The 13,434-nt window shown below is 36.6% G+C and carries 16 protein-coding genes and 1 other RNA gene; 13 read left to right on the top strand and 4 right to left on the bottom strand.

All coding sequences use genetic code 11. From position 1 onward, the window contains the following. The first annotated feature begins 5 nt into the window (after positions 1–5). The 6 genes from comGD to IGL98_RS12585 all read left to right on the top strand — a co-directional run bounded on the left by comGD (position 6) and on the right by IGL98_RS12585 (position 3,998). Positions 6–440 carry a competence type IV pilus minor pilin ComGD gene (comGD, locus tag IGL98_RS12610; protein WP_242590278.1) on the top strand — a complete coding sequence of 145 codons (435 nt, stop codon included), beginning with the start codon at positions 6–8 and terminating at the stop codon, positions 438–440. Further along, positions 415–738: a competence type IV pilus minor pilin ComGE gene (gene comGE / locus IGL98_RS12605; protein WP_206912776.1), complete on the top strand. Its 324-nt coding sequence runs from the start codon at positions 415–417 to the stop codon at positions 736–738. Before comGD ends, comGE begins: the two co-directional genes overlap by 26 nt. Beyond that, complete coding sequence (gene comGF / locus IGL98_RS12600) at positions 704–1,177, top strand: competence type IV pilus minor pilin ComGF (protein ID WP_206845336.1); 474 nt, start codon at positions 704–706, stop codon at positions 1,175–1,177. The genes comGE and comGF overlap by 35 nt, the downstream gene beginning before the upstream one ends. Continuing rightward, a complete protein-coding gene (gene comGG, locus IGL98_RS12595) occupies positions 1,170–1,529 on the top strand; it encodes a competence type IV pilus minor pilin ComGG (protein WP_206845331.1) in 360 nt (119 codons plus the stop codon). Before comGF ends, comGG begins: the two co-directional genes overlap by 8 nt. A 248-nt stretch (positions 1,530–1,777) precedes the next feature. After that, positions 1,778–2,785, top strand: a complete 1,008-nt coding sequence (locus tag IGL98_RS12590) for a class I SAM-dependent methyltransferase (RefSeq protein WP_206912783.1) — start codon at positions 1,778–1,780, stop codon at positions 2,783–2,785. Positions 2,786–2,810: 25 nt separating this feature from the next. Further along, the gene (locus IGL98_RS12585) at positions 2,811–3,998 is read left to right on the top strand and encodes an acetate kinase (RefSeq protein ID WP_069646080.1); all 1,188 of its coding nucleotides are present in this window, start codon (positions 2,811–2,813) and stop codon (positions 3,996–3,998) included. A 54-nt stretch (positions 3,999–4,052) separates the two neighbouring features. Here the strand turns inward: IGL98_RS12585 and IGL98_RS12580 are convergent, their stop codons facing one another. From IGL98_RS12580 to IGL98_RS12565, 4 genes are all read right to left on the bottom strand, one after another. Next, the gene (locus IGL98_RS12580) at positions 4,053–4,529 is read right to left on the bottom strand and encodes a universal stress protein (RefSeq protein ID WP_069646079.1); all 477 of its coding nucleotides are present in this window, start codon (positions 4,527–4,529) and stop codon (positions 4,053–4,055) included. Between the two features lie 98 nt (positions 4,530–4,627). Next, on the bottom strand, positions 4,628–4,906 hold the full coding sequence (locus IGL98_RS12575; RefSeq protein WP_069646465.1) for a hypothetical protein: 279 nt from the start codon (positions 4,904–4,906) through the stop codon (positions 4,628–4,630). A 69-nt stretch (positions 4,907–4,975) separates the two neighbouring features. Beyond that, positions 4,976–5,169: non-coding RNA, 6S RNA (gene ssrS / locus IGL98_RS12570), on the bottom strand. Between the two features lie 65 nt (positions 5,170–5,234). Next, positions 5,235–6,521: a replication-associated recombination protein A gene (locus tag IGL98_RS12565; RefSeq protein WP_206845329.1), complete on the bottom strand. Its 1,287-nt coding sequence runs from the start codon at positions 6,519–6,521 to the stop codon at positions 5,235–5,237. A gap of 473 nt (positions 6,522–6,994) precedes the next feature. Here IGL98_RS12565 and IGL98_RS12560 point away from each other — a divergent pair, with 473 nt between their 5' ends. The 7 genes from IGL98_RS12560 (at position 6,995) to dtd (ending at position 13,380) form a co-directional block, all read left to right on the top strand. Then, positions 6,995–7,633: a DNA-3-methyladenine glycosylase gene (locus tag IGL98_RS12560; RefSeq protein WP_206845328.1), complete on the top strand. Its 639-nt coding sequence runs from the start codon at positions 6,995–6,997 to the stop codon at positions 7,631–7,633. Beyond that, entirely contained in the window at positions 7,630–8,115 is a 486-nt protein-coding gene (locus IGL98_RS12555; RefSeq protein WP_206845326.1) for a DUF3013 family protein, read from the top strand. The genes IGL98_RS12560 and IGL98_RS12555 overlap by 4 nt, the downstream gene beginning before the upstream one ends. Positions 8,116–8,130: 15 nt before the next feature. Continuing rightward, positions 8,131–9,078, top strand: a complete 948-nt coding sequence (gene prmA, locus IGL98_RS12550; RefSeq protein ID WP_069646076.1) for a 50S ribosomal protein L11 methyltransferase — start codon at positions 8,131–8,133, stop codon at positions 9,076–9,078. Between the two features lies 1 nt (position 9,079). Next, complete coding sequence (locus IGL98_RS12545; RefSeq protein ID WP_206845325.1) at positions 9,080–9,829, top strand: 16S rRNA (uracil(1498)-N(3))-methyltransferase; 750 nt, start codon at positions 9,080–9,082, stop codon at positions 9,827–9,829. Between the two features lie 17 nt (positions 9,830–9,846). After that, positions 9,847–10,494: a deoxyribose-phosphate aldolase gene (locus IGL98_RS12540; protein WP_206912775.1), complete on the top strand. Its 648-nt coding sequence runs from the start codon at positions 9,847–9,849 to the stop codon at positions 10,492–10,494. A gap of 213 nt (positions 10,495–10,707) precedes the next feature. Then, positions 10,708–12,921: a RelA/SpoT family protein gene (locus IGL98_RS12535; protein WP_206845319.1), complete on the top strand. Its 2,214-nt coding sequence runs from the start codon at positions 10,708–10,710 to the stop codon at positions 12,919–12,921. Between the two features lie 12 nt (positions 12,922–12,933). Further along, the gene (dtd, locus tag IGL98_RS12530; RefSeq protein WP_206845315.1) at positions 12,934–13,380 is read left to right on the top strand and encodes a D-aminoacyl-tRNA deacylase; all 447 of its coding nucleotides are present in this window, start codon (positions 12,934–12,936) and stop codon (positions 13,378–13,380) included. Positions 13,381–13,434: the final 54 nt, after the last annotated feature.

Here is a 13,434-nt window from a genome sequence, read left to right as displayed (position 1 = left end):
TACTTATGTATATGAAAGGTTTTACGTTAATAGAATCTTTAGTAGTCTTGTTTATTTGTACGATATTTATGCTATTTCCAACTCTTACTATAAATAAATGGAAGCAGGTATTGGAAGTGGATCAGTTTTTATCGTCTTTTGAGAAAAAATTGCTCTTTACACAGCAAATGGCAGTTGTAAATACAGTGGATACACAGGTTATATTTTTTGAGCAAAGCCAACAAATCAATTTCAAAAACGGACAAGCAGTAGAAGAAATACTGGAGATTCCGGTATCATTACAACTTGCCGGACCGGAAAAACTCACTTTCAAAAAAGGGTCTGGAAACATTGGAAAACTTTCTAAATTTTCTTTTTCATGGATAGAAAAAAATCAACTGATCGAATTTCAATTCCAATTAGGGAGTGGTCGCTATGTTAAAAAAATCAAACAATTATAGTGGCTATATTTTACTCGAAAGCTTGATTGCATTAGGTTTATTGTGTTTGATAATTGGCAGTTACGTTTCACTAAATACATTTCTGTTGAAAAAGAATAAACAAGTCACCAACCAACTATTACTACACAGAGTTTTGTATGAAAAAATGAAGCACTATGAAAATCATGGAGGAGCGTTGATTCAAGATATACACATAGAAAATAGAAACTATCAATTACGCTTTTATATAACCGAAAATAAGTTGATCGAAGTGGAGATTATAGATGAAAAAGAGAGCTTTACGATTAAGAAAGAGTGACATGCGAAATAGTTTTCTAGGATTTACTCTACTCGAATGTTTGCTTGCGTTGTTTCTATTATCAATTATCTGCCTGCTCTTTTCAGCTTCGGTTAAGAATGCTGCTATTGTGACGAACCACATAAAAAGTGATCGGCAAAAAGAATGGCATATATTTGTGATTCAACTAGAGAATGAGTTGAAAAATTGTCGCTACGAAAATACGCAAGCGAATAAAATGATTCTTAGAAATAAAAAAAATAATAAGCCAGTTTGGATTGAGCATAAATTAGGCAAAATTGTAAAAATTGAGAATGGAGGCTATCATCCTCTTTTGATTGGGATTAGACAAGCAAATTTTATAGAGGAAGAGAAAGCTATCGTAATAAAAGTAACCTTCGAAAATAACTTGAGTGTCACAGCAAAATGGATCATCACACAGGAGCATGAGTATGAATAAGAGATACAAAGGAGGTGTTTTACTTACAGCATTATTATTTGTTTTTTTATTTAGTTTTATTTTTACGTTAGTTTTGGAAGACTTTCAGCTGACACAGCGATTTACAAAAAAGACCAAAGATTACTATATTGCCAAAACAATGGTAAGTATGTTTCTTTCAGATCTTAAGCAAGAGAAGCAACAACTTGCAAAAAAAGGATATCAGAATTTTTCGACAGGTACGTTACAATATGAATATGATCAAGCAACAATAAGCATTGTTGTTCAATTGAACCAAACTACTTACAGCTTTCAAGAACAATATAAGGAAGTAAAAAAGGAACAAATCAAAACAAATAATGTAGCTGATTGAATTGTAAGAATGACAGCAATCAAAAATCTGTGAAATGTGTATCAAACTAATAATGAAAAAAACTAATACAGAGATTAGTTTTTAAAATAAAATCAATTAGAATCATTTTATGGTTTTTGTAAAAATAAGAGTAGTTCATTGATTTACAAATAATATTAGGAAATTGATTGATTATTGTCTGGTTTTTCGTTAAAATAGAACAGGTATGAAAATTGTTATATTAATAGAAGGAAATTGAGGTGTTTCTTTTGTTCCCTGAGAAAATAGAAAAGGCTTTCGGTTTAATGGAACAGGCCATCGGATTGCTTAAACGATCTTTAGATACTTCTTTTTTAGATGCATACACTGAAAATGGTGAAAATATCATTGATAATTACCAAGTGCGTGTGCAAGATGGAGTACCAGATGAACAAACTGTTCAAAAACTTAAAACCATCTATCAACAATTACAAGCAATCGAATTGGAACCAGAAGAGATTAGACGTTTGTCTCAATTGATTTTACTTAAAGGGAATAAAGCAGAGTCCTTACAGGCAAATCATCAACTAACGCCAGATAGTATCGGCTTCTTATTTGTTTATTTGATCGAGCAACTGTATAGCCCAGAAGAATCGTTAAAAGTTCTTGATATTGCAACAGGCATGGGTAATCTTCTCTTGACAATCATTCTTAACCTGAACTTAGCAAAGTACACCGTTCAAGGCTTTGGTGTGGATATCGACGATACCTTACTTTCTGTTTCAGCAACCAATAATGAGTGGACAAAGGCAACGATACAATTATTCCATCAAGATGGATTACAAGACTTACTTGTTGATCCTGTCGATGTAGCGGTCAGTGATTTGCCCATCGGTTATTATCCGAATGATGAAAAGGCAAAAGACTTTGACTCAGCAGCAGAAGAAGGGCATAGTTATGCCCATCACTTATTGATGGAACAAGCAATGAAATTTGTTAAACCTGACGGATATGGATTATTTTTGATACCAACCAATATTTTAGAGACAGAGCAAAGTTCATTTTTCAAAAATTGGCTGCAAAAAAATGTTTATCTACAGGGGATGATTCAGTTACCAGATGAGCTATTTAAATCAGTTCAATCAAGAAAAAGTATTTTGTTTGTACAAAATAAAGGTGACCATAGCGAGCAGGCAAAAGAAGTGCTCGTTGCAAAATTAGGCTCATTGAAAGATCCTGCGAAAGTAACTCAATTTTTTCAACAATTTGAGGCTTGGAAGTCTTCAAATTTAAAATAAAACAACTGATAAAGAGGAGAATATTATGTCTAAAACAATTGCAATCAATGCTGGAAGTTCAAGTTTAAAATGGCAGTTATACCAAATGCCAACTGAAGAAGTAGTCGCTAAAGGAATCGTTGAACGAATTGGTTTGAATGATTCTATCTTTACGATCAAATATGGTAATGACGAAAAATATGAAGAAATCATCGACATCAATGATCACGATGTTGCAGTAAAAATGTTATTGGATAAATTAACTGAATTGAACATCTTAGCTTCTTTTGATGAAATTACTGGTGTTGGCCACCGTGTTGTTGCAGGTGGAGAAGACTTTAAAGATTCTGTTGTTATTGACGATGAAGTTTTAGCAAAAATTGAAAAATTAGCAGAACTTGCACCATTACACAATCCAGCGAATGCAATGGGAATCAAAGCGTTCAAAAAAATCTTACCTGATATTATCAGTGTTGCTGTATTTGATACATCTTTCCATACAACAATGCCAAAACACAATTTCTTATACAGTATTCCAACTGAATACTATGACAAATATGCAGCTCGTAAATACGGTGCACACGGAACAAGCCACAAATTTGTTGCAGAACGTGCAGCAGAAATGCTTGGTCGTCCAATCGAAGAGTTAAAAATCATTACTTGTCACTTAGGTAACGGTGCATCAATCACTGCCGTTGATGGTGGTAAATCTGTTGATACATCAATGGGCTTCACACCACTTGCAGGTGTAACAATGGGAACTCGTTCTGGAGATATCGATCCTTCTTTACTAGCTTACCTAATGGAAAAACTTGAATTGACTGATATCAAAGACATGATCGACATCTTAAATAAAAAATCAGGTTTACTTGGTTTGACTGGCATTTCTAGTGATATGCGTGATTTAGAAGCAAACATGGATAAAGAAGCTGTTCAAGTGGCTTATGATATCTTTACAGATCGTATCCGCAAATACATCGGTAGTTATGTAACTGTTTTAAACGGTGTAGATGCAATTGTCTTTACTGCTGGAATCGGTGAAAATGATTCACACGTTCGTAGTGAAGTAATCAAAGGCATGACTTGGTTTGGTTGTGAGTTAGATGATGAGAAAAACAATGTTCGTGGAAAAGAATCAGTGATCTCTACAGAGGATTCTAAAGTTAAAGTATTATTGATTCCAACTGATGAAGAATTAATGATTGCTCGTGATGTTGAGCGTCTAAGAAAATAATAATCACAAAAAAGCAACCCGAATTTTTAGCGGGTTGCTTTTTTATTGAATAAACTATTCTTCGTCTTTTTGAACCGGAATTTTATTGTCTAAATCGGTTCTTACCACGAGTACATCACAAGCGGCATTACGGATAACATATTCAGAAACAGAGCCAATAAACAATCGTTCAACGGCATTCAGACCAGTTGCACCGAGCATGATCAAGTCAACTTCATGATCTTGAGGCAGTTGTTTTGCGATCAAGGGTTTTGGAGAACCATATTCAATGATACTCGATACTTTTTCACAGCCATGTTCTTTTGCTTGTTTTTTGTAACCTTCAAGTGTTTGTTTCGCCATTTCAGTAGCTTGTTCAGCCAAGACACCATCAAAAGAAGAAACGGATTGAAATGCTCGTGTATCAATAACGTGAGCTAATAGTAATTCTGCATCATTTCTCATAGCGACATTCATTGCTTTTTGAAAAGCTAATTCTGCCTCGTTTGATCCATCAACGGCAACCATGATTTTACGATAATTTTGTAACATTGTGACCACTCCTTTTCAAATAGTTGAAAATAGATAGTTCTTAATACTTTAATTGTAGAACAAAACTGCAAAAAATGAAAATAAAAAAGAAGATACTGTTATAGAATCTTCTTGGCAAACATAACACTGAACACTGCTGAAATCACAAGCAAGCTAAAAATATAGAATAACGAGAAAAACTTTAAATTAAAGATTCCAACTAAAATACCGATAGCAGCTAAAATCAGATAAAAAACACCGAACTGATGTAAAAACTGCTTATTTTCATCAGGTTCACCGTTGTGCATTATTGGCAAAAAAACAGTTGCTTTTTTTAATAAATAAATTCCAATAATAACTAATAATGCTACAGATACAAAAATAAGTATGCGAATCATGCCTTGAACCTCCATCAAATAAAAAACAATTTGCACTCCGCAAATTGTTTGGTAATCTAAATAAAAATGGTAAAATCCGTCGATGCCGTTATTCGTCCTATAGTATTGAACCCGCAAACAAAGCAGGTGGGTTCCACGACTGACAGCTTCGAACTACCAAATGATAAGGCATGTTACCAGCTTAGGTACCAGAAGGATCCCTAGATATCAATAAAATGTTCGGTCAACACACAAAAAAGACAACGCGCACATCACAGATTTACCATCTTTATAATAGCACAACATAGAGCAAACAGCAACGAGGGTGCTTTAATTTGAAAGCGGATTATTATTTGGTTGTCTTTCCTTTTTTCCAGTCCTGGATCCTTTGATACTGTTGGTGTAGTGCTTGTTCATACTTTCCCGTATCAATGGGTTCATAATAATGGGCATTTTTTATTTTATCTGGAAGATATTGCTGGTCGACCCAAGCATTTTCAAAGTTATGGGGATATTGGTAACCAATTCCTCGGTTCAATTCTTTTGCACCAGAATAATGACTATCACGTAAATGATCAGGAACATCTCCTGCTTTTCCTTCGCGTATGTCAGCTAAAGCAGCATCAATTGCGCTGATGGCAGAATTAGATTTGGGCGATAAGCATAAATCAATCACAACACTAGCAAGAGGGATGCGTGCTTCTGGAAAACCAAGCTTTTCTGCTGCTTGAACAGCAGTGATGGTACGGGCTGCAGCAGGTGGATTTCCTAAACCGATATCTTCATACGCAATCACCATCAAACGGCGACAAATAATTGGTAGATCACCAGCTTCAACTAATCTGCCAAGATAATGAAGGGCGGCATCAACGTCACTGCCACGAATCGATTTTTGAAATGCAGAGATCACATCGTAATGAGCATCACCATTTTTATCGTGAGTCAATGCTTTGCGTTGCACACATTCTTCAATAATGGAAAGGGTGATCACGATTTTTTTGTCTTCATTTTCATGTGTTGATTTGACAGCCAGCTCTAGTCCATTTAGTGCACTGCGCAAATCACCATTGGTTGCTCGGGATAAATGCTGTAGTGCTTTTTCTTCTAAAACCACAGGGAATTCTCCTAAACCACGCTCTGAATCAGACAATGCTTCTTTGACAGCTTTTTGAATATCTAATTCAGTTAAAGGTTTGACTTCAAAAATTTGTGTTCGGCTTCGAATGGCTGGATTGATTGTAATATAAGGGTTCTCAGTTGTTGCTCCGATCATAATGATTCTACCGCTCTCAAGATGGGGCAATAGAAAATCTTGTTTTGTTTTATCTAAACGATGGACCTCATCCAGCAACAAGATAACAGTACCGCTCATTTTAGCTTCTTCAGCAACAATTTGCAGGTCTTTTTTAGTATCAGTTGCCGCATTCAATAAGCGAAAAGCATAGTTTGTAGAACCTGCAATTGCACTGGCAATACTGGTTTTACCCGTACCCGGAGGGCCGTATAAAATCATAGAAGACAGCATCCGCGCTTCAACCATACGACGAATGATTTTTCCAGGACCAACAAGTTGTTGTTGACCAACGACTTCATCTAAATTACGTGGTCGCATACGGTAAGCTAGTGGTTTTTGCATCGTTGAACCTCCTTATTTTAAAAGCGTAGCAGACTCGTTCAACCATGACAGAAAAATAGGAAAATCCGAGGGTGGCGATTTTCTGCCGCAATCGTATTTTATCTTTTTTCCGAAAGGTTAGTCTGCGAAGCTAGATAGTATAAAAGCGTAGCAGACTCGTTCAACCATGACAGAAAAATAGGAAAATCCGAGGGTGGCGATTTTCTGCCGCAATCGTATTTTATCTTTTTTCCGAAAGGTTAGTCTGCGGAGCTCGATAATATAAAAGCATAGTGGGTTCACTCAACTTTCTGAGATTTCAGCCCATGAAGTTAGATAATAATACTTATTATACCATAAAGAACGTACGTTTGTATTCAGCTGAGTTTTGAGAAATGTTGAAAGGGAAAACCAGGTATTTATCTTACTAATCGTTTGTTATTTCAATGGATAATAGGCCTAGATTCGTGTATGATAGGAAGTGGTGAAAAATAATGAATGACACGATAAATTTTTTTAATAAAAAATCAACTGAAGAAATCGCTCAGTTTTTATTAGGGATGTACTTAGAACATGAGACTGAAACGGGTACACTTGCAGGCTATATCGTTGATACCGAGGCTTACTTAGGTCCAAAAGATGAGGCAGCTCACAGTTTTGGATTACGGAATACGCCACGATTAAAAGCTATGTATGAAAAACCGGGAACGATTTATTTATATACAATGCATACGCATTTGATTTTAAATATGGTGACGCAAGAAAAAGGGAACCCACAAGGAGTAATGATTCGTGCCATTGAACCCGTTGATGGAATCGAAAAAATGGAAAAAAATCGTAAGGGGCGTAAAGGAATCGAGTTGTCAAATGGTCCAGGTAAGCTAGTCGCAGCTTTAGGCATTGACAGAGAATTATATGGTCAATCGATTTTTGACAGTTCATTACGGATCGTTCCAGAAAAAAGAAAAACACCCAAAAAAATCATTTCACTTCCTAGAATTGGAATTTCCAATAAAGGAATCTGGACAGATTTGCCATTAAGGTATGTGGTTGCAGGAAATCCTTATATTTCTAAACAAAAAAGAAGTGATATCGATCAAAAGGCCTTTGGCTGGAAGGAAGAAAATAAATGAAAAAAGCAACGATGTTAACTTATCTAGATCAACAACTCACAAAAAATATCACAGAATATGATGTAGCACTTGATTGGAATGCGAAAAATCATTCAATCGAAGTGGTTTTCCGATTATTTGCTGAAAATACAGCTCATGAACAAATCGATGATACACAAGGGACTGTTTCAGAAGAAGAGATTATTGAATTTGAAGATGGTATTTTATTTTATAACCCTGAAAAAACTTCTGTAGATGAAGACGAGTATTTAGCTTGTATTCCTTATGAAGGAAAAAAAGGGATCAAACAATCCATATTAGATGGTTTTGTCGCCTATTTGAACGAAGTATTAACAGAAGGTCAAAGCGACTTGTTAGACTTTTTAACAGACGAAGAACAAGAAGTGTACGAGCTGAAATGGTCGCAAGAAGCCTTTGAAGAATCAGTTCAAAAGTATCAAAAAGCAGAGGGCGATACATATATCGCTTATCCAAGCTATTAAAAAAGAGGTGATCGTATGAAGTGGACAGAAGTAAAAGTTGAAACAGCCAGTGAAGCTGTTGAAGCAATTTCAAATATTATGATGGAAGCAGGAGCCAGTGGTGTTGCCATTGAAGATTCTTTAGATGTCGAAAATTTCCAAAGTGATCTTTATGGAGAACTACTTGATAAGGAACAATTCACACATATAAAAGAAGGTGCTTTGGTCATGGCCTATTTCCCTGAAACGACTTTTTTACCAGAAATACTCCCTTTTATTAAAGAAAGTATCACTCGTTTGCCAGAATTTGGACTTGCAATCGGTAAAAATGAAGTGAGTGTTAGCGAAGTAGCTGAAAGTGATTGGGCAACAGCTTGGAAAAAGTATTATCATCCAGTTCGCGTGACTCGTTTTCTAACGATCGTTCCAAGCTGGGAAAAATATGAGGCACAAGATGAGTTTGAAAAAATAATTACCTTGGATCCAGGAATGGCTTTTGGAACAGGGACACATCCAACAACTCGTTTAACGTTGCAAGCTTTGGAAACCGTGTTGCGAGGGGGCGAAACGCTTCTTGATGTTGGAACGGGTTCTGGTGTGTTGAGTATTGCGAGTAAATATTTAGGGGCAAAAGAAGTTTATGCCTATGATTTAGATGAAGTTGCTGTGACTGCGGCAAAAGAAAATATGGATATGAATCCAATCGCAAGTGACGTTCATGTTTCAGCTAACGACCTGTTGAAAGACGTAACCATCGAAGCAGATGTGATTGTAGCAAATATTTTAGCCGATATCATTACATTGATGATCGAAGATGCTTGGCGTTTATTGAAAAATGATGGAACGCTGATTGTTTCTGGGATCATTCATGAAAAAAAGGCAATGATCGTAGAAAAAATGACAGAAGCAGGTTTTCTTGTGGATCAGATTTTCCAACAAGGAGATTGGTATGCGATTATTTTAAAGAAAACAGAGGAAGAGTAAGATGCAGCGTTACTTTCTAACTGAACCTTATGAAGCTAAAGAGCGCTACACGATTACTGGCGAAAATTATCATCACATCGTTCGAGTGATGCGGATGGAAGCGGAACAGCAAGTTTTCTTGGCGTTTAGCGATCGTTTGGCGATCATTGCTGAAATCACCGAGATTACAGAAGATGCCGTTTATTTAAAAGAAGTCAGTAAAGAACAGGCTGAAAAAGAATTGCCAGTCAATGTGACCATTGCTTGTGGTTATCCTAAAGGGGATAAACTAGAATGGGTAGTCCAAAAAGGAACGGAGCTTGGCAGCCATAAATTTATTGGGTTTCCAGCTAAAGCTTCTGTTGTGAAGTGGGATCATAAAAAGTTGGCAAAAAAAAGGGACCGCTTGAAAAAAATTGCAACAGAAGCGGCGGAACAATCTCAACGTCAGTTTGCACCAGACATTGTGTTATTAGAGAAAGAACAAGAGCTGATCGATGTTTTTTCTAGTTATGATAAAGTGTTGATCGCTTACGAAGAGTCTGCAAAAGTTGGGGAACGCAGTCGCTTTGCAACAGCACTTTCTGAATTAAAAGTTGGAGAATCTATCCTGATAATTTTTGGACCAGAGGGTGGTTTTTCAACAGCTGAAATTGAAGCATTTCAAGAATATGGCGGTATTATTTGTGGCTTAGGTCCAAGGATTTTACGTGCAGAAACGGCGCCAATGTATGTTTTAAGCGCCATTAGTTATCAATTTGAATTAGTGTAAGGTATAGGGGGCTATTTATGGAGTTAGAGTTGCAACGACTTTCAATTATGTTAATGGATCCATCGTTTACAGATCAACAGTTCACAGAAGAGATTCTTTTTTTAAAAGAGTTTCCTGTTCGTTCAATTTTTGTTTTACCTTATAATGTTGCAAGGGCAAAACAATTATTAACAGGAACGACGATTCAAGTCGGCAGTTTCGTTGATTTTCCACTAGGTCGTGGAACATTAGCAAAAAAAGCGTTTGAAACAGGACAGTTGTACAGAGAGGGTGCATCGGATGTTTTTGTGACTATGGCACCGGAGCAGTTGGAGATTTACGGAAATCAAAGTTATCGAGCTTTAGAACAGCTATCATTTGGGCGAAATGCTTTAGGGTTCTTTTTAGACAGCAGTCATTTAACGGATAATCAAAAGCAGGTATTAATGATGGATCTTGCAGAGCTGAATGTTAGTGCTGTTTCTTTAGGTGTGAATTTGACAATGGAACAGGCAATTTATGATATGAGTATTTTCAGAATGGGTAGAAAAAAACGAATGACGTTTCAAATAAATGTTAAAGCGCCAACCTTACTTGAAATCGAGCTTCTTTTTCAAGCCGGGGCATCTTATATCGGAATTAGCAACGGTCGTGAGATTTTACCTTTGATTTCAAAATGGAATTAAGACTTGAGGAATTGAAAATCCAGAAAAATGTTAGTATAATAAAAGATGTTGGAAGTGCTACTGTTTCAAGTGGTACTTTTCTTTTTTTAAAAGATTAATCATTTACATAAATAGAAAGATTGCTGAATCGTTAGTAAAAAGAGCGTTACTAGATAATGTGTCAAAACAACATATTGCTTTTTAAACTGACGCAGATAAAGGAGTGTGAGAACCATGCCAAAAGAGGAAATCATGACAGGACCAGGAGTCATAAAGCTGGTGTCAAAATATATGGAACCTCAACATGTTGCTTTTGTACAAAAAGCATGTGATTATGCTGAAAAAGCTCATGAGGGTCAAGTCAGACAGTCAGGTGAACCTTATTTTATCCATCCAATCCAAGTGGCTGGTATTTTAGCGGAATTACGGATGGACCCACATACAGTTGCAACTGGTTTCCTACATGATGTAGTAGAAGATACAGATGTAACACTTGAAGATCTAGCAAATGAATTTGGTGCAGACGTTGCGATGTTAGTGGACGGCGTAACTAAGCTTGGAAAAATAAAATATAAATCTCATGAAGAACAACTAGCTGAAAATCACCGAAAAATGTTACTGGCAATGGCACAAGATTTGCGTGTGATCATGGTGAAATTAGCTGACCGTCTGCATAATATGCGCACGTTAAAGCATTTACGTGAAGATAAACAGCGACGAATCGCGCAAGAAACGATTGAAATCTATGCACCGCTTGCGCATCGCTTGGGGATCAGCAGAATTAAATGGGAGTTAGAAGATACGGCATTACGCTATATCAATCCAAACCAATATTATCGAATCGTGAATCTGATGCAAAGTAAAAGAGATGAACGTGAAGCCTATGTTGAAGAAGCTGTGGAAGACATCCGTTTAGCGACAGAAGATTTAGATATCTATGCCGAAATCTATGGACGTCCAAAACACATCTATTCGATCTATCGCAAAATGAAAGATCATAAAAAGCAATTTAATGAAATTTATGATTTACTTGCGATTCGTGTTATCGTAGATTCAATCAAAGATTGTTATGCTGTTCTAGGTGCGATTCATACAAAATGGACACCGATGCCAGGCCGTTTTAAAGATTATATTGCGATGCCAAAAGCGAATATGTATCAATCTATCCATACAACAGTCATCGGGCCAAAAGGAAATCCAGTTGAAGTGCAGATCAGAACACATGAAATGCATCAAATTGCTGAATTTGGGGTTGCTGCTCACTGGGCTTATAAAGAAGGCAAGACTGAAAAAGTCGATGAAGATAATGATACAAAACAATTAAGCTGGTTCCGTGAAATTCTTGAACTGCAAGATGAAAGCTATGATGCTTCTGAATTTATGGAAAGCGTCAAAGGGGATATTTTCAGCGATAAGGTTTACGTTTTCACCCCAACTGGCGAAGTAACAGAATTACCTAAAGGTTCTGGGCCGCTCGATTTTGCTTATAGTGTGCATACTGAAATCGGCAATAAAACAACAGGGGCGAAAGTCAACGGTAAAATGGTTCAGCTAGATTATACACTGAAAAATGGCGATATAATTGAAGTCTTGACCTCTCCAAATTCCTTTGGACCAAGTCGAGACTGGCTAAAAATGGTTGCGACCAGTAAGGCACGAAACAAAATCAAACGATTCTTTAAAATCCAAGATCGTGAAGTCAATATTATCAAAGGGCATGATGCCATCAGCAAATATTTAGTTGAACACGGTTTTACACCAAAAGAATTTTTAAGTAAGGCAAAAATGGCGGAAGCGCTGGATCGTTTTAATTTTCAAACAGAAGACGATCTTTATGCAGCTGTTGGTTATGGTGAAATCAGTGCTCAAGTAGTCTTCAATCGTTTAACTGAGAAGGAACGCAAAGAACAAGAAGTGGAACGCCAAAAACAAGAAGCAGAGGAATTGATGACGCAACCTGTCAAAAAAGAATCTGATAAAATGAAAGTTCGTCATGAAGGCGGAATCGTGATTCAAGGAGTTGAAAATCTGCTTGTCCGCATCAGCCGCTGCTGTAATCCTGTACCAGGAGATGAAATCGTCGGTTATATCACAAAAGGACGAGGTGTTTCAATTCATAGGGCAGATTGTCCGAACGTCCAGCACCAAGAAGAACTTGCCCAACGTTTGATTGAAGTCGAATGGGAAGATACTGATAATTCAAATAAAGAATACGATGCTGATTTAGAGATTTATGGCTATAATCGCAGTGGATTATTGAATGATGTCCTTCAAGTCATTAGTTCAATGACGAAAAACTTAGTCAGCGTGGAAGCAAAACCAACGAAAAATAAAATGGCGATGATCCATGTGACCGTAAAAATCCAAAATTTAGCTCATTTAAAAACGATTGTAGATAAAATCAAAAATATACCGGATGTTTATAATGTCCGTCGAACCAATGGCTAGGAGGTATAATTTATGAGAGCAGTCATCCAGCGAGTTACGCGAGCTGAAGTTATGATCGATCAAAAAAGTGTGGGGAAAATTGATCAAGGGTTTATGATTTTACTTGGTATTCATGAATCAGACAGTATAGAAGATGTGGCTTATTTAGTTCGAAAAATCAGCAAGCTTCGTGTGTTTGAGGATGATGCTGGTAAAATGAATTTAAGTATTCAAGAGATACAAGGCAGCATTTTGAGTGTTTCTCAATTTACGTTGTATGCTGATACTAAAAAGGGCAACCGTCCTAGTTTTATAGAAGCCGCTCGACCTGAAGCTGCGATTCCTTTGTATGAGTTATTCAATCAGCAGCTTAAAGAACTAGATATTCCTGTAGAAACAGGAGAATTTGGTGCTGATATGGCCGTGTCGTTGATCAATGATGGGCCGGTAACGATCATTATCGATACAAAAGATAAATAATAAAAGCATCATTCCTGCAATGAAAGCGGTAGGGATGATGCTTTTTTTAATAAG

The organism is Enterococcus sp. DIV0840 (assembly GCF_050527835.1).
Lineage (GTDB): Bacteria > Bacillota > Bacilli > Lactobacillales > Enterococcaceae > Enterococcus_L > Enterococcus_L ureasiticus.
This window is presented reverse-complemented; position numbering and strand designations above follow the sequence as displayed.